Genomic DNA, 16,164 nt, shown 5'->3' on the forward strand with positions numbered 1-16,164 from the left:
CTCCTAGACAACTACCAAAGTTTTATCAACTCCTAACTAAAGAATTGCATTATATAAAAAATCTATTATTCTCGACATAATTTTAAGTTAGAAATATTGACGTTAATTGGAAGACTTGGTATGATGTTAAGAAGACAAGAGAATAATGTCGAAAATTGACGAAAATTAAATCGTTTAGGGGGAATTCTTGTCATGAAATCAACAGGTATCGTAAGAAAAGTCGACGAATTAGGTCGTGTGGTCATTCCAATCGAGCTTCGTCGCACACTAGGAATTGAACAAAAAGACGCTTTGGAAATTTATGTTGATGATGATAAAATCATCCTCAAAAAGTACATGCCTAACATGACATGTTCGATTACAGGCGAAGTATCCGATGATAACTTACGTCTTATCGATGGTAAGTTGATTTTGAGCCCAGAAGGCGCAAAACAACTTATTAAAGAAATCGAAGACAAGATTCTTTAATATTATTCAACGAATAATAATTTAAATCCAGAACAAATAATTGTTCTGGATTTTTTTTATTCCTTTAATTTTACATGGTATGCTTGATACACATCTCTTTTTGCCATTTCTCGTTCTAACGCTACTAAACGGATTGCTTCTTTGGACGAAATGTCTTCCTTTTCCATTATTAATTCCACATGGGATTGGATACTAATATCTTTCCACCAACTATCCTGCGCTTCTTCTATTACATTGCTATTCCCTTCAATGACAAGGCAAAACTCACCCCTCACTTCGTTTGTTTCCACCCAAGTAACAGCCTCGGCTAATGTACCACGAAGGAATTCTTCATATCTTTTTGTTAATTCTCTCGCCAAAACAACCTTTCGTTCAGGGCCAAAAGCTGCTTCAAAAGCACGGATCGTTTCTTTTAATCGATGGGGCGCTTCATAAAACAATAATGTTTCTTCTTTCTGCTTCAATATCTTTAATTGTTCCGCCCGCTCTTTCTTTTGTCTTGAGAGGAACCCATAGAAAGAAAATGGCTGTGTCGGAAGACCTGAGGCAACTAATGCACTGATAGCAGCATTCGCACCGGGTACAGGAACAACATCAAATCCTGCCTCAATTGCTTTCACCGAAATATCTAGACCGGGATCTGAAATACAAGGCATCCCTGCGTCACTAACGAGAGCGACTGTTTTACCTTCTGCCAATAACGACAAGATTTTCTCTCCACCTTTTTGGAGATTGTGTTCATGATAACTAATCAGTGATGTTTTAATATCAAAATGGTTACACAGTTTAATGGTGTTTCTTGTGTCTTCAGCCGCTATGAAATCTGCTTCGCCCAAGATTCTTATTGCACGATAAGTCATATCCTCTAAGTTGCCAATCGGGGTACCGACTAAGTATAATTTAGCTCCATTCGCTATAGCACTCTGCTGGGCTCTCATCGACAATGCCCCTTTCCTTTAGAATGTATTGCTCTTTTGCTTTACGCGTTAACTGTTTAAAATGGTATTCCATTTGCATTGCTTCCCGCTTTGTCGCATAGTGCTCGAAGTAAATGCAACGAACAGGTCGTTTAGCGCGTGTGTACTTGGCTCCTTTGCCTTCATTATGCATACGTAAGCGTTTTTCTAAATCATTTGTATACCCTGCATAATAAGATCCATCGTTGCATTCCAGCACATAAAATAGATGCTCAAGCTTCTTGTCCATACAATAGAAGCCTCACTTCTTCTGTATATTCACCGTCTTGCCCGTATACATACAAAGGAGGTAAAATCTTTAAATCTGGCTTTCCGTCCTTAATTCCCTCGATCAGTAACGTATTTGCCTCTTTTCCTTCTTTCGGATACACAAAACGGATTCTTTTCGGTTCCAATCGGTTGGCCCGCATGAGCGTGACAAGGTCAAGAAGCCTTCCAGGACGATGGACGAATGCCGCTTTGCCTCCTTGCTTTAATAATTCACTTGCTGATTGGACAGCTTGTTCAAGTGTTAGTCGAATTTCATGTCTTGCAATCGCAACATGTTCTTTCACGTTTTTCTCACTTGCTTCAATTGCAGGGAAGTAAGGAGGATTGCACGTGACGGTATCGTATTTTTCATAACCGATTTTGCTGGCTATGCCAATGACGTCATCATTCACGATTTGAATACGATTGTCCAATTCATTATACGCAACACTGCGACTGGCCATATCCGCTAATCGTTCTTGTAATTCGACCGCGATTATGTCCGCGTTTGTACGTGCACTTAAGAACAAAGTAATTGCGCCATTTCCAGCACACAAGTCCACAATTTTTCCTGACCTTATCGGGACGTATGCAAATTTCGCAAGCAAAACCGCATCCAAGGAAAATGAAAATACGGAGGGACTTTGAATAATTCGCAGCTTCTCCGCCAATAAATAATCAAGCCTTTCATCGTCTTTTAATACAATCTCCATCTTCGTACTCCTTTAAATAGAAAAAAAGCCGATGCCTACAATATATAGGATCGGCTCTTCTCAAGCATTTTGTTTACTCAAGAAGGATAAGCAGAATAAGCAATCTTCTCCTTTACGACTACTACCATAATGGACATTGCATACATGGTATCCTTCGTTATAAATACGCGCCAGATTGTCCACGCCTTCACCAATATCCATCCTACGCGGTTTTTCAGGCGGCAATTGCTCGTCAACTAGTTGAGCTTTTTCCGTTATTTCCTCTAGTCGCGTACGCAGATGATGGTTTTCGAGTTGAAGTGAATGGTTCTCTTCCGTCATCTTCGCGACAAATCCTATGAGTTCGCGGAATTGGTCGTGCATTGTTTCCAGCTGTTGCTCAAATTCCATCACTCTATCGAGAAAGTTCCCTTCTTTCAACCTGTTCACCCCATCATTTCGTCAATTGAGCTACCGATTTTTTCTGACTCTCTAATTCTTCCCAAGAATACTCCAAAACTTGCTCCTGATCCGTTAAACTCACTTGTAGAACCCTTTCCAATAAGTTCAACCCTACAACTTTCCCTAAACCTTCAGGCGTCTGTACTTTTTCGCCAATGTCAGGCATGAGGGATTTAGCCTCTTCATACTCGTCATTTTCGTATTTCAAACAGCACATGAGACGCCCGCATAATCCAGAGATTTTGGATGGATTTAGTGATAAATTTTGGTCCTTTGCCATCTTAATGGAAACGGGTTCGAAATCTCCTAAAAATGTTGAACAGCATAGCATACGACCACAAGGGCCAATACCGCCTAGCATTTTTGCTTCATCCCTTACACCAATTTGACGTAATTCAATACGTGTCCGGAATATAGCTGCAAGGTCTTTCACAAGGTTCCGGAAATCGACTCGTCCTTCTGCAGTGAAATAAAAGACGATTTTATTCCGATCAAACGTGTACTCTACATCTACGAGCTTCATATCCAACTCGTGTTCTTTTATTTTCTCAACACATTTAGAAAAAGCGAGCTCCGCATCCGCTCGATTCTCTTCCACTTGAGCATGATCGTCTTTATTCGCTTTTCGGATAATTTTTTTCAGTGGTAAGACGACATCGCTCTCATCCACTTCCCTCACATGGCTTGCAACTTTACCATATTCGATCCCTCGAGCTGTTTCAACGATTACATAATCATCAATAGCGAGTGAATAATCGAGTGGGTCGAAATAATATATTTTACCCGCTTTTTTAAAGCGGACTCCTACAACATTAAACAAGCATTAACCCCTCCTGCAAATTGAGCACCAGTTGTTCCATTAAAAGTGTCCGGTTCATATTACCGTACAATTTCTTCTTCGCCTGTAAAATGGATTCCATGTTTTCCGATAGTCGATTGTAAGTCATTTTCATAGAAAGTGTTCGTAAGTGTTGTTGGTGATCAGGAAATGTCAGTTCTGCCTGTAATCCTGCTTTTAACGACACGATATCACGGTAGGCATAGAGTAGCAAATCTAGCCCGAGCTCCATGTCTTCTTTTTCTTTCATGACCGGCAACCAGTCGGATTGGATGAATAAAAGTGCTTCATTCACATGGCGATCTGCTGCTTCCATCAATTTTAACACTGTCTTTCGCAAGAGTGCAAACTGATCATTCTCTGCGAGTTCTTTCGCTTTTTCACTATCAGCCGTCAACATCGTCACGGTCGCTGCCATAGAAGGAGTGATGCCGGTTTCTACCAGTTTGGCCATCATTTCTTCTCGATTTGGCGGAAGAAATGGAATGCGCTGACAACGTGATTGGATAGTCGGTAAAATAGAATGATAGGCTTCTGTCAGTAATATTGCCGTCACATCGCCTTCTGGTTCTTCGAGGAATTTTAGTAATGTGTTGGCTGCTGCGGCATTCATCCGGTCAGCCCGTGCAATAATGTAGATTTTACGTCCAGGTTCGTAGCCTTTCTTCGTCATTTTCATAATTAACGAAGACATTTGCTCTTTTTTAATATCTTGTCCATCTGGTTCAATTATTGTGACATTGGGATGAATTCGCGCTTGGACCCGTTTACATGCATTGCATGTTTCACATGGAACAGCGTTTTGGGGGCGTTCACACAGGAGCAGTTTCCCGAAATGGATGGCTGCTTCCTCTTTGCCCGTCCCTTTTTCCCCATCAAAAAGGTAAGCATGGCCAATCCGTTTATGAAGAAACGTCGATTCCAAACGGTCAATAACCGCCTTTTGCCGTTGTTTAATAGAACTTACCATGCCTTACCTCCTTCTACCGAGTCGTCAATTACATGTATAGATTAACGAGAAGTCCTTTGATTTCTCCTATTTTCCCTAACAAGTCGACAGAGCTTCGTTCTTCATCCAACAAAGCCTCTGCTAGTTCAATCAGCTTTTCATCAATTGTACGGACGATTTTTAGACGTCTTCCTTCGCCGTATTGATTCCACGTATGGGATTGTTTTAATCCTAATCCTGATTCCACAGTTTCTTGTAAAAAACGACGAACAAGCATTTTAAACTTCGCCATGTCCCGTAAGTTACGCGAACGTGCCAACCGATCTCCCGCTGAAGAAATATCGCCTAACAGTCGTGTAATCTGCTCACCATGTAAGCGTTCTTCTTGTTTAAGGACCATTTGGCCGAACCGGTTTGTACTTTGAGGCGAGCGCAAAGGATCATTGCGCATCTTATCCAGTCCGGCGCGATAGTCACCATTTACTTTCATGCTATTACCACCTTATTCCATCAAAAATGATGAAATTGTTCAATTGGCAGGACAAATACCGTAGCGCCGCCGACTTCCACTTCTACTGGGTAAGGAATATAGGAATCCGCATTACCACCCATCGGCGATACAGGAGCGACCATCTGATCACGGGAACGACAATTTTCACGAATTAAGTCCAAAGCTTTCGGAACGAGGCTGTCATCCGTTCCAATAAGAAATGTCGTATTTCCCGAACGTAGAAACCCTCCAGTACTGGCTAATTTCGTAGCTCGAAAATCATTTTTGGTTAACGCTGCTGATAACCGGTTGCTGTCTTGGTCTTGGACAACTGCTACAATCAATTTCACGGTACCCTCTCCTTTAGCTTTTCTTTAGTAGTGTATGAGTCTCTTGCTTTATTTGTAACAAATTACGCATTTCCAGCCATTATTCACCTGTGTAAGAGACGTATGATGTGGTCGTACATCACATGCATCCACAAGTAAATTCACAGGCTGCTTACTTCATTATATCACGAATTGCCGCTAGAAATGAGTTGAGAACTTATAATTTTCCAAACATTTTCAGTTACTTCAGATAATGGTGCGCTAGCGTCTATTTGCACAATCCGATCTGGGAATCGCCTTTGTACTTCTTCATACCCCGCATATACATCACGATGGAATTGTAAAGTTTCGTTGTCTAATCGATTTTGCTCTCGATCATCATTCCGCTCAATTCTTTTTAAACCTTCTTCAGGGTGAATAGCGAAGAAAATCGTCAAATCAGGCATCGTATCTTCGATGGCAAACGCATTTATCGCCATCACTTCATCCATTCCTAGTCCTCTTGCATACCCTTGATAGGCCAACGAACTGTCCACAAACCGATCGCAAAGCACAATTTTTCCTGCTTCAATCGCAGGCATGACTTTTTCAACGAGATGTTGTCGACGGGCTGCCGCATAGAGAAGTGCTTCTGTTCTGCCATCCATCTCCTGATGCTCGTTGTCGAGTATGATCGCACGGATTTTTTCCGAAATACGTATCCCACCCGGCTCACGTGTTAACAAAACGGCTTCCCCGACACTTTCCAGTCGTTTATATATTTCTGCAATGACAGTCGTTTTTCCTGCACCTTCTGGACCTTCAAATGTAATAAACGTACCTTTATTCATCTTTTTTCCTCCGAGTCTATTTTCATTACGGCAATTTTGCCTTCTGACAAGCGATCAGCCCCTTGAACCCTCGCTCCCATCTCTACTAATTCCAATAAGGCATTCATATGACTCGCCGTTATTTTTTCACCTGTCAGCAATAACGGTATACCAGGAGGATACGGAATGAGGGAAGATGCCGCCACACGACCTGATGCCTCCTCGATGTGAATCCATTCATGCCCTATCTTTTTTATGGATGAGGGAGATTTGTCTAAAGTTGAAATGCCAGTCGGCCAAGCTGGAAGTGCTGTCGGCAGTGTGACTTGTAGTTCTTTACCCAATAACGGTACTGCCGCATGCATTTTTTTCAACCAACGTTGCAGGGGGAACTTCGTTTCCTGTAGCGTGAGCGGTAAAATGATGAGAACTTGATACGGATCTGCAAGCTCTACATACATACCGACCGTTTCAAATGCACGCTGCAGTTGGAACCCTGAGTACCCACCTGAGCGCACTAACAATTTCAACGGGTCATCCGTTTCTACCACTTCATACGAGGTCTGTCTCTTTACTTCATCTATGAACGTTTGGCGCAATGCCATGAACTCTAAATGATCTTCTTTTGTAAATGAAGCGATATAAGCTCTTGCATCGTCAAGAGAGGCCAGCACTAAATAAGATGGACTGCTCGATTGCAGCATCCGCAAATAATGGGCAATGTTTTTTTCATCAATAAAATCTGAACGGACATGTAGAAAGGATCCCATAGTCATCGCCGGCAACGTTTTATGTGCAGATTGCACGACAATATCTGCGCCTAATTCAATAGCGGAAGGCGGAAACGCCCCTCCTGCTATAAAATGTGCACCATGTGCTTCATCGACGAGAACAGGAACTTGCTGTGCATGGCAACTTTCAATGATTCCCTTTAGTTCATTACCAGCTACACCATAATAGGTAGGATATGTTAGGACAACCGCTTTCGCATGAGGAAACTCCTTTAATGCTTCATTCACTTGTTCATATGTAAGCACACCTGGCGTCAATGTACGGTCATCCCATGGGGGAGTCACGAGAACGGGCTTTGCGCCAATCAATTCAATAGCATTAAACACCGATTTGTGTGCATTCCGTTGGACAATAACCGTATCACCATAGCTACACGTCGCATACAGCATCGCCAAATTACCTACAGTAGAACCATTGACGAGGAAAAAGCTCCGCGTAGACCGATATAGTGTAGACAACAACTTCTCTGCTTCTTGGATAACGCCTTCCGCTTCATGGAGGTCATCCAAACCCGTCAATTCGGTCACGTCATACGCTAACGCACTTCGCATATCTCTCGGTAGCGTTGAAAGAATTCCATGCTTGTGCCCCGGCACGTGGAAGGAAAGCGGTTGTTGCGCTTTAAAATCTTGTAACGCCTCTACTAACGGGCGGTTTAGTTGACTCATGAATCGTTCCACTTCCTTTACATACTTCTATTATAGAGGAAGGAACGTAAGATGATAAGTGTTTGGGGATATCCTCTTTCGGACTAGTGGGTAGTATAGAGAGAAGAAAAAAATGCTGTTTGCATTCGCCTTACTAACAATAAAAAATGCGACATGAGGTAGCCCTCGTGTCACACGTATTTTATGTTTCTTAGTCCGATTGTGAAAAAAATCGCCGCAAAACCGAGCAACATGAGTAGCGGCATTGCAATGTCTTGTAAAGCACCGCCTTCTGCAATTAACGCCGTAAAGCCCTTCATCGCCCATGACTGCGGGACAAAATAGGCAATTTTTTGCATCACTTCGGGTACAACACTAAGTGGCCAATACACGCCTCCAAGCATGCAAGTTGAGATGACAATTAATGTGCCGATCGCATTTTGTTGTTCAGCGGTCTGTACGAGACTTGCAATCGCTATCCCTAAACCGACAATACATACGATCAAACCTGTCACGAGCACTGCCAAACCGATTGGATTGCCCCACGTAACCCCAAATAATACCGACGATAACACAATGAGCACGCCGAACTGGAGCCAACCAACAAAGAAAAATGAAAGGAAATAGCCTGCTAGTACTTGAAATCGGGTGACTGGCGACGTGAATAACCTCGACCAAATTCCCATCTGTTTTGCTTCAATTAGAATACCAGTCATCGTTAACATCATCATCATGACAAACATAATCGCAAATCCTGCTGAGCTATAGGATACACTCGTCATCCCTGTTGACGGGACTCGTGTTGCTTGTTCGGTCCAAACTGGAATTTGTTCTACATTCGTCGTCATTCTTTCATACAATGCAACCCAATCCTCTTCTAAATAGGAACTGCCTGTCTGTGCAGCAACAACTTCTATTTCCACAGCCAGCACTGCTTGTTGCACCTGTTGTAAAATAATCGGAGCGATTGCTGTTCCCGGTAAGTAGTGAAATTCAACGATAGGATCTCCACTCATGACTTTAGTTGCAGCGCCATTCGTAAGCGTAAGCACTCCTTCAATTTCACGCTCTGTTAATTGCTGTTCTGCTTGTTCCGCTGATAAAAGCTCATACGAAATCATGTCATCCAGCATCAGCCGCTTCCTAATTTGCTGCGATACAATCGTCTGGTCTTCATCAACAAACGCGATACGCAAATTTACTGTTGAACTTGCTCCAAAAAGACTCCCAAATAGATATGCGAACAACAACGGCATAGCAAACATCAGTACATAAGCAGATTTCTTTTTGAATGTCCGTTTTAATTCCAACAAGCAAATTGCACAAATACTTTTCATTCATCTTCCCTCCTACAGAACCTGTCGTTTACATTTCACGCCACTTACAATAACGGCCACTAGTCCAATCGCTAACAATATTGCCGCAGACCTCCATAACGACGACCATTCCGTTCCTGACATGATCGAGGTGAAACTCGTCAAAGCCCATGAATTTGGCGTTAGCATGGCAATTTTACGTAATGCATCGGGAAATAAAGATAAAGGCAACATGGAACCTCCGAGTAAAGCCATCACTTGAACGCCTAAGCTCCCTACTACATCAGCCGTTTTTTCACTTGAAGTAAAACTTGCCACGATCATTGATAAGCCGGCAACCGCGAAGCAATAGAAGCAGGCGATGAAAACCGTTTGTTCAAGATTTGCCCCCCACTCCACTTGCAAAAGAAATCGAGTTGCAAACATGAACAGAGTAAATTGGAACAATGCAAAGAGGAATGTTCCAAGAAATTTTCCAGCTAACAACGTAGTTACAGAAATCGGCGTCATAAGCAATCTTGCCATCGTCTCCATTTGACGTTCTTTATGAAACGATTTTCCTCCCTGCATCGCATTAAACAATAAAAACATCGCCGCCATCGCAGCCGCATAATATTGCATAGCACTAACAGGTTTCTCACCTACGGACTTTTCTTGTACGTAATCGTGCTGTTTGCTTACAACGTGTTGCACCGACTCCCCAATACGCGCTTGCAACATACCCGTATCAACCTCTTTGCCTGCTGCTTGAGTTAGTGCCGCTTCCTCCATCACTTTCCGAGTAGCTGTTGCAACGGTATTCGACGTTTGTGCGTGCGTTTCAAAAAACTGTCGAATAACCATCGCTGCTGGCTCCTGTCCGGCAATTGCGCGAACGACTACACGCTCATCTTGCCCCTCCATTCCCCAGCCTTGTGGTACATGAACACCAACGTGAACAGTTTTCTTCTCTATCCATTGCTCAAGCTGTTGGTTTGAAGTCGCCTGCTTTGCTGTAATTGCTAGGCTTTCATCACGCAAAGAGTTCAATACGTTGTCCATCAAAGCATTTGATTCAACCGTATAGACGCCAACAATCGTTTCAGGCATGCTTGCTTCCCCCATCATCCCTTTTAATGCAGTGCCTAATATCGCCGTCAATAGAATAGGCATGAGTAATAGCATGAGCAAAGCTTTTCGATCTTTGAGAAGAATCTTCAAGTCTTTCTGTGCAATTAACAAAATAGATCTCACAATGCTTGCCTCCTATTCTCGCAATGTCTTTCCGGTCAGTTGCAAAAACAGCGTTTCTAAAGTCGCCTCTTCCAGTTGCATCTGGCGAATTTTCACACTACATGCGTTTGCATGATGAAGGATAGTTGACACCAATTCCATTTCCGAATGCATATGAATTTGGATATTTTCAGCTGTTTGTACAATGACTTTTTCTACACCGTTCATTGATTGTAGGTGATGAATGAAAGATGGATTCACTGCATCAACTGTTAAATTCACGATTGAACCACCCGCCAATCGATTGCGAAGATCATTCTTCGTCCCGCTTGCTAATAAACGACCATCGTCAATGATCGCAATGCGCTTACAAAGGTACTCAACTTCTTCCATATAGTGACTCGTGTAAATGACCGTCATCCCTTGCGCATTCAATTGTTTAACCGTCTCAAGTATATGATTTCTAGACTGCGGATCAATGCCAACTGTCGGTTCATCCATAATAAGTAGCGCTGGTTGATGCATAAGCGCAGCGCCAATATTAATGCGTCGTTTCATCCCACCCGAAAACGTCTCAATTCTTTCCTTTCCACGGTCAGTCAGTCCAACCAGCTCCAATACTTCCCTCGCCCGTACTTTTGCTTGCTTCCTCGAAAGACCATACATCTTCCCCCAAAACTCTAAATTGTCCATTGCAGACAAAGTCGGATACAACGCAATCTCTTGCGGCACAACACCAATCAGTTGCTTACAACTCCGCTCATGACCAATCATCGGTTTGCCATTTATCCGGATGTCCCCTCCTTCATACGGCACAAGTCCACAAATCATGGAAATGAGCGTCGACTTACCTGCTCCATTCGGACCAAGCAAACCAAACGACTCCCCTCGCTCCACATGCAACGATATCCCTTTCACCACTTCTCTCGCGTCAAAACTCTTCTTCACATCCACCAATGTCAACATATCCGATACCTCCTTGTACAATTATCTTATGTCAAATCCCTCTCCGTTCCATCGAGCGAGCGATAGATTCGTATGCATGAAAAAAACGACACCCATGTGCCGTTTTGTAGAGGTACCCTATGCTAGAAGTCATACAAGGTAAAAGCTATTTTCCACAAAATATCAAACAAAATATCAGGTGTGTTGATTAACCAATTTATAGGGTGTAAGACCAAACAATAATCCTTATGTCATCGATAAACACCGGATTTCCACTCCAGGCGGACGCGTTCCGCGGGCACGGCTTCAGCCGCTTCCCTCGCTTCGCTCAGTCCAGGGTCTTCAGCTCGCGCTGTTCCCGCAGGAAAAGTCGTAACGAAAAACGACTTTTGCGAACAAAAGCGAAGCGTTGAGAGCACATCTTTGCATTTCGCCGCCTTCCGCTCCAATCCTGATGAGCGTTTCCTAAAGCGTGAGGCAAATAAGTCGTCGTCACAAACTAGTTGGCTGGAGTGTAGCCGTAGACTCCAGCGGGGGAAAAGCACGAATGGTGAGACCCAGTAGGGAAAGTCGTCACGCAGAACGGCTTTTGCGAGCAAAAGCAAACCGTTGGGAGTAAGGATTCTCGTGACCCGCGAAAAGTGTGCGCCGGAACGCAAGCCAACGGGTTCGAAGAATGTAAATAAGTGGTTAATCAACAGACCTGACAATATATATTATTTTAATCGGGTATGAGTAAGTCCAACTTCTTCAATGATAGCTAAAAAATTCTCTTGAAATTTGCTTGCATCCACTCCTGATGCAGTTAATGTATATCTAAGTTCAGCAAACAACTGGCTATCTACTGACGTAAATATACTGTCGAATGGTCTTCTATTATCTAACCAGAGTAGATACCATAATATACGACTATATAAAAGTGGAAACTCCTGTTTAATAGACTCTTTGTATTTAAGAAATGAACGAATATAATCCTCAAAACAGTATTTATACTGTTTTTCATCCGGATTAATTTTATTCATTTCTTCAGTTGATTTGAAGATATGTCCTGATTCTAAACGCCAATTACCAAGGCCTCCTACAAAAATAAGAAGCGAGTACTTTCTAACTTCAATATCTGGATGCGAAAAATATTTGTAATACGGTTCATAATAAGCTTTATCCCAGTCAAAAGCTAATTCAAAATCATATTGTACACCTTTTAAGATTTGATTAGCATTCGCGACGATTTCTCCTTGCATCTATTTTCCCCCTGACCACATTATTACTTTTTATCTGAAGCATTTTTACTCTAATAGAGAACACATGGCTAAGGTTATGAGTGTCGATACTAGAAAACCGTAATCCCATATCGTACTGCGTAGATCGCTGCCTGTGTGCGGTCGCGTAAACCTAATTTTTGAATAACATTCGACACATGGTTCTTCACCGTTCCTTCAGTAATAAACAACAAATCCGCCACTTCTTTATTGTTCAGGCCGTGCCCCAAGTGCTTGAGCACCTCCCTTTCACGCTCCGTCAATTCCTCTATCCCAACAGGCAACGGCTTCACATAATCCGTAGCTGTTTTCAATCTTATATCCTTCAACACTTGCATCGTAAAATCCTTTGGCAAGACAACTCCTCCATGATGGGCAGTCAAAATTGCTTGCACAATCATATCCGTCGGCATGTCTTTCAACAAATATCCGCTAGCCCCTTCTTCAAGCGCATCGAAAATAAATTCACTATCATTGAACGTCGTCAAGATTAACACTTTCACATCACTCAAACTCTCTCTAATCATCCTCGTCCCTTCAACACCATTGGTTCCCGGCATCCGAATATCCATTAACACAATTTGAGGAAGCAGATCCAACGACTGCTGCCATGCATCCTCTCCGTCTACTGCTGTCCCTACAACTTCAATTTCAGGACGTAAATTTAATAATGTACTCAGTCCTTCTCGTACAAGCGGCTGATCATCTACTACCAAAACCTTTATCATCTCAACACCCCCACTGATTTCTCCCGTAGCGGGATGGTCATTGTAATGACAAACCCCTCTCCATCCTTACTCATCACTTCAAATGAGCCACCAAACTCACTCACACGCTCCTTCATATTAATTAAACCAAAATTAGGCACGACATTTTGCACACCTACCCCATTATCTTGGATGCTTACGAGTAGTTCCTCTTCTCTAGTCTGCAAACTCACAACACACACTTCTGCATTCCCATGCTTTTTTGCATTCGTCAAAGCCTCTTGAATAATCCGCTTTACGGTTGGTTGTATCCTTGACGGAACCTCGCACTCGTCCCCAACAACATCCAATCGAGTTTCCATCTTCGTCAATGCCGCAAACTCTTGAAGCAGTTCGTTTATACTTTCAATAAAATGCTGTTTGGAGTCCTCCTTCAATGCTCTGACCGACATCCGTATGTCATGCAATGATTCGCGCGTTAACTGTTCACAGACAGAAAGTATAGCCATACTCTTCTCCTCATCCCTCTTCACCATTTCCTGCGCCAACTGCAATTGCACAATGAGAGCGGTCATCTTATGCCCAACCGTATCATGGATTTCACGGGCAATTTCAGTCCGCTCACGCGCCGCTGTTAACTGTTCAACCTGCTCTGCGTAAGACCGCAACTGCCGATGCGCATCCTGCAGTGCAACATGTGTCTCCGTCAATTGTTCATATTGCTCAGCAATCGTCTCTTTAGATGCTTGGAAGTTTCGAATTAACGTACCAACAACTGCACCATAAAAAGTAAACATCGCATTCACAATATTACTCGTCACTTCAAAAACCCCTACAACGCGATACACATTCCAACTCACTAACGCCCACACAACAACAAATGAAATCGAAAACGTCCACAGCAAACGCTTATCCGTAAACATCAAGAAAACCGTCGTCGAAAACACACCAAAAAAGATCAAATACAAATAACCGCTCTGTGGAAATAAAAACCCAAAACCGGCAATAAGCAGAAAATCAACACCAGCACAACTAACCCGCAAAACATGAGATGCCCCCGACATTTGAATAAAATGGCTAACAACAAACAGAGCAATAGCGGCCCCTACAAACACTGTCCGGCCTACATCCGGCAAATCAATCATCTGGAAAAAATAAATACTTAAGATTACCAACATAACAACACGAATTAACGAAAAGACAAATAACGAGAAGCTCCTCAACAAGCTACCCCCCTTAGTTCAATGGACCCTCAATTCTCAACAATTCACCCGTAACCGCATCCATCACGACTATCGGCTCCATTCCCTCATAATAAATCGTCACTGCCCACTCCCTATGATTCAGCATTTCTGCAACAAAACCTCGTTTTGGCATCAACTGTGCCCTGTACTGTTCATACTGAAAATCTTCAATTTCAAACGAATGAAAAGGATCACCAAACTCCTCAGGAGGATTCTGCAAATAATCTACAGCTAATATAAACGCCTCACTTGAAGTCAAAAAAGGTGCTTGATAATGGTATACGAATAAAAATATACAATACGCAATAGCACCAAAGATTACAAATTTGATTTTCTTCAAGACTGTCCCACCTCTTTTATTCGTTACGTCTAATGATGAACGATTAAGAAGGTTTACGCAATAAGCGATGGAAGGAATTTCATCTTGTGGTTGAGAGAATAGAGTATTTATTACTTCGCTATGGGAGGGGTTTGATACGTTATGCCGCGTTTGGACGATTTTTGCGGCGTTTTGCTTCGTTATGCGGCGCTTGACCAACTTTTGCTGGCTTTCGATTCGTTATGCGGCATTAGTAACATTATTTGTTGTAGTAAAAGGTTAATTAAAGAGTGGGGAATCAATTTCTTCTAACTGATTTAAATATCGTGGGGAGCTAAGTTTATTTATTTGATTCTAATTCGCGCCAAATGGGTTTTGACACTTTAACGAGGTGTTTTGAAGGGAACGTGTAGATCGGGAGTCACTTGTCGTAAAGAGAATAGGATATGTACTCTTAAAAACACATACTTTATCAAAACGCCGCATAAACTCTTCAATCAAGGCATACTTCTCTAAAATGGCGCATACTCCCCGTAAACGGCTCATAAACGCTTCATTCGCGGCATATTCTCCCCAAACGCCGCATAAGTAACTACATTGGAATGTAAAAATAATGATGTTTCATTTACCCTTATATGAATAGTCATGATTAGCTTTTTTGTAGAATAAATAATACAGTGCCAAATGCGTTTTGACACTTTAACGGGGTGCTTGTGGAGGGAAACTGTAGATCGCTAGCCAATTGTCGTAAAGAGAATAAGATATGTACTCTTAACAACGCATACTTCGGCCAAACGCCGCATAAATTTCTCAATCACAGCATACTTCTCCAAAACGGCGCATACTCCCTGTAACCGGCTCATAAACGCTTCATTCGCGGCATATTCTCCCCAATCGCCGCATAACTACCAAGAACTCGAATATCCTCATTAAAAACAGCCTCACCTAAAATTACCCCTTAGTTTGTCAAGTGCATCTAGCGCGACAAGCATGCCAACGATGGAAAGCCCTCCGCGGAACAAGCAATCACCGCATATTGACATGAAATGCTACTTAATATCTTCTAACTGTTACGGCATACTACTCTCTTGACCATCACATATTCATTCTAAAATCTCCTGAAAACACAAAAAAAAACCACCCCCCACAGGGGATGGCCTTTGCCCGGCGCCGTCCTACTCTCACAGGGGGAAGCCCCCTACTACCATCGGCGCTGAAGAGCTTAACTTCCGTGTTCGGTATGGGAACGGGTGTGACCTCTTCGCCATCGTCACCAGACAATTGAACGATACTTGTTCGTTCAAAACTGAATAAAACCAACATTGTCGCTGAACATCAGTTCAACCATACTAAATTAACATAAAGGATAAGTCCTCGATCGATTAGTATCCGTCAGCTGCACGTGTCGCCACGCTTCCACCCCGGACCTATCTACCTCATCATCTTTGAGGGATCTTACT

18 protein-coding genes and 2 rRNA genes are annotated in these 16,164 nt (G+C 42.7%); 1 reads left to right on the forward strand and 19 read right to left on the reverse strand.

The annotated features are described in order from the left end of the window. Nucleotides 1-192: 192 nt before the first annotated feature. The gene (locus tag QT711_RS16055; RefSeq protein ID WP_317945928.1) at nt 193-468 is read left to right on the forward strand and encodes an AbrB/MazE/SpoVT family DNA-binding domain-containing protein; all 276 of its coding nucleotides are present in this window, start codon (nt 193-195) and stop codon (nt 466-468) included. Between the two features lie 56 nt (nt 469-524). Here QT711_RS16055 and rsmI read toward each other — a convergent pair whose 3' ends face one another. The 19 genes from rsmI to QT711_RS16150 all read right to left on the reverse strand — a co-directional run. Beyond that, nucleotides 525-1,406, reverse strand: coding sequence for a 16S rRNA (cytidine(1402)-2'-O)-methyltransferase (rsmI, locus tag QT711_RS16060; protein WP_317945930.1), 882 nt, complete (start codon nt 1,404-1,406; stop codon nt 525-527). After that, nucleotides 1,369-1,674, reverse strand: a complete 306-nt coding sequence (locus tag QT711_RS16065; RefSeq protein ID WP_317945932.1) for a GIY-YIG nuclease family protein — start codon at nt 1,672-1,674, stop codon at nt 1,369-1,371. Before QT711_RS16065 ends, rsmI begins: the two co-directional genes overlap by 38 nt. Then, nucleotides 1,658-2,407 (reverse strand): tRNA1(Val) (adenine(37)-N6)-methyltransferase, encoded by a 750-nt coding sequence (locus QT711_RS16070; RefSeq protein ID WP_317945934.1) that lies wholly within the window; start codon nt 2,405-2,407, stop codon nt 1,658-1,660. Before QT711_RS16070 ends, QT711_RS16065 begins: the two co-directional genes overlap by 17 nt. A gap of 60 nt (nt 2,408-2,467) precedes the next feature. Continuing rightward, nucleotides 2,468-2,827, reverse strand: coding sequence for a DNA replication initiation control protein YabA (yabA, locus tag QT711_RS16075; protein WP_317945936.1), 360 nt, complete (start codon nt 2,825-2,827; stop codon nt 2,468-2,470). 13 nt (nt 2,828-2,840) lie between these two features. Then, nucleotides 2,841-3,668 (reverse strand): PSP1 domain-containing protein, encoded by an 828-nt coding sequence (locus QT711_RS16080; RefSeq protein ID WP_317945937.1) that lies wholly within the window; start codon nt 3,666-3,668, stop codon nt 2,841-2,843. Beyond that, nucleotides 3,661-4,656 (reverse strand): DNA polymerase III subunit delta', encoded by a 996-nt coding sequence (gene holB / locus QT711_RS16085; protein WP_317945939.1) that lies wholly within the window; start codon nt 4,654-4,656, stop codon nt 3,661-3,663. The genes QT711_RS16080 and holB overlap by 8 nt, the downstream gene beginning before the upstream one ends. A 28-nt stretch (nt 4,657-4,684) precedes the next feature. Continuing rightward, nucleotides 4,685-5,125 carry a YaaR family protein gene (locus QT711_RS16090; protein WP_317945941.1) on the reverse strand — a complete coding sequence of 147 codons (441 nt, stop codon included), beginning with the start codon at nt 5,123-5,125 and terminating at the stop codon, nt 4,685-4,687. A 20-nt stretch (nt 5,126-5,145) separates the two neighbouring features. Continuing rightward, nucleotides 5,146-5,475: a cyclic-di-AMP receptor gene (locus QT711_RS16095; protein WP_317945943.1), complete on the reverse strand. Its 330-nt coding sequence runs from the start codon at nt 5,473-5,475 to the stop codon at nt 5,146-5,148. Between the two features lie 164 nt (nt 5,476-5,639). Further along, a complete protein-coding gene (gene tmk / locus QT711_RS16100) occupies nt 5,640-6,284 on the reverse strand; it encodes a dTMP kinase (protein WP_317945945.1) in 645 nt (214 codons plus the stop codon). After that, nucleotides 6,281-7,723 (reverse strand): aminotransferase class I/II-fold pyridoxal phosphate-dependent enzyme, encoded by a 1,443-nt coding sequence (locus QT711_RS16105; RefSeq protein ID WP_317945947.1) that lies wholly within the window; start codon nt 7,721-7,723, stop codon nt 6,281-6,283. The genes tmk and QT711_RS16105 overlap by 4 nt, the downstream gene beginning before the upstream one ends. Nucleotides 7,724-7,893: 170 nt before the next feature. Continuing rightward, nucleotides 7,894-9,039: an ABC transporter permease gene (locus QT711_RS16110; protein ID WP_317945949.1), complete on the reverse strand. Its 1,146-nt coding sequence runs from the start codon at nt 9,037-9,039 to the stop codon at nt 7,894-7,896. Between the two features lie 12 nt (nt 9,040-9,051). Further along, nucleotides 9,052-10,251 carry an ABC transporter permease gene (locus QT711_RS16115; protein ID WP_317945951.1) on the reverse strand — a complete coding sequence of 400 codons (1,200 nt, stop codon included), beginning with the start codon at nt 10,249-10,251 and terminating at the stop codon, nt 9,052-9,054. Nucleotides 10,252-10,263: 12 nt separating this feature from the next. After that, nucleotides 10,264-11,196, reverse strand: a complete 933-nt coding sequence (locus QT711_RS16120) for an ABC transporter ATP-binding protein (RefSeq protein ID WP_317945953.1) — start codon at nt 11,194-11,196, stop codon at nt 10,264-10,266. Between the two features lie 695 nt (nt 11,197-11,891). Then, the gene (locus QT711_RS16125; RefSeq protein WP_317945955.1) at nt 11,892-12,416 is read right to left on the reverse strand and encodes a hypothetical protein; all 525 of its coding nucleotides are present in this window, start codon (nt 12,414-12,416) and stop codon (nt 11,892-11,894) included. An 89-nt stretch (nt 12,417-12,505) separates the two neighbouring features. Beyond that, on the reverse strand, nt 12,506-13,162 hold the full coding sequence (locus tag QT711_RS16130) for a response regulator transcription factor (protein ID WP_317945957.1): 657 nt from the start codon (nt 13,160-13,162) through the stop codon (nt 12,506-12,508). Then, entirely contained in the window at nt 13,159-14,364 is a 1,206-nt protein-coding gene (locus tag QT711_RS16135; protein WP_317945959.1) for a sensor histidine kinase, read from the reverse strand. The genes QT711_RS16130 and QT711_RS16135 overlap by 4 nt, the downstream gene beginning before the upstream one ends. Nucleotides 14,365-14,377: 13 nt before the next feature. Then, a complete protein-coding gene (locus tag QT711_RS16140; protein WP_317945961.1) occupies nt 14,378-14,725 on the reverse strand; it encodes a hypothetical protein in 348 nt (115 codons plus the stop codon). 1,141 nt (nt 14,726-15,866) lie between these two features. Then, nucleotides 15,867-15,982: ribosomal RNA gene (gene rrf, locus QT711_RS16145) — 5S ribosomal RNA — on the reverse strand. An 84-nt stretch (nt 15,983-16,066) separates the two neighbouring features. Beyond that, nucleotides 16,067-16,164, reverse strand: a 23S ribosomal RNA gene (locus tag QT711_RS16150); the annotation flags it as partial.

The sequence above is a fragment of the Sporosarcina saromensis genome, assembly GCF_033253735.1.
Lineage (GTDB): Bacteria > Bacillota > Bacilli > Bacillales_A > Planococcaceae > Sporosarcina > Sporosarcina saromensis.

Bases quoted from the DNA above. Each gene is read 5' to 3' on its own strand.
- QT711_RS16055 (WP_317945928.1), top strand. From the start codon at position 193: ATGAAATCAACAGGTATCGTAAGAAAAGTCGACGAATTAGGTCGTGTG.
- rsmI (WP_317945930.1), bottom strand. From the start codon at position 1,406: ATGAGAGCCCAGCAGAGTGCTATAGCGAATGGAGCTAAATTATACTTA.
- QT711_RS16065 (WP_317945932.1), bottom strand. From the start codon at position 1,674: ATGGACAAGAAGCTTGAGCATCTATTTTATGTGCTGGAATGCAACGAT.
- QT711_RS16070 (WP_317945934.1), bottom strand. From the start codon at position 2,407: ATGGAGATTGTATTAAAAGACGATGAAAGGCTTGATTATTTATTGGCG.
- holB (WP_317945939.1), bottom strand. From the start codon at position 4,656: ATGGTAAGTTCTATTAAACAACGGCAAAAGGCGGTTATTGACCGTTTG.
- QT711_RS16090 (WP_317945941.1), bottom strand. From the start codon at position 5,125: ATGAAAGTAAATGGTGACTATCGCGCCGGACTGGATAAGATGCGCAAT.
- tmk (WP_317945945.1), bottom strand. From the start codon at position 6,284: ATGAATAAAGGTACGTTTATTACATTTGAAGGTCCAGAAGGTGCAGGA.
- QT711_RS16105 (WP_317945947.1), bottom strand. From the start codon at position 7,723: ATGAGTCAACTAAACCGCCCGTTAGTAGAGGCGTTACAAGATTTTAAA.
- QT711_RS16110 (WP_317945949.1), bottom strand. From the start codon at position 9,039: ATGAAAAGTATTTGTGCAATTTGCTTGTTGGAATTAAAACGGACATTC.
- QT711_RS16120 (WP_317945953.1), bottom strand. From the start codon at position 11,196: ATGTTGACATTGGTGGATGTGAAGAAGAGTTTTGACGCGAGAGAAGTG.
- QT711_RS16125 (WP_317945955.1), bottom strand. From the start codon at position 12,416: ATGCAAGGAGAAATCGTCGCGAATGCTAATCAAATCTTAAAAGGTGTA.
- QT711_RS16130 (WP_317945957.1), bottom strand. From the start codon at position 13,162: ATGATAAAGGTTTTGGTAGTAGATGATCAGCCGCTTGTACGAGAAGGA.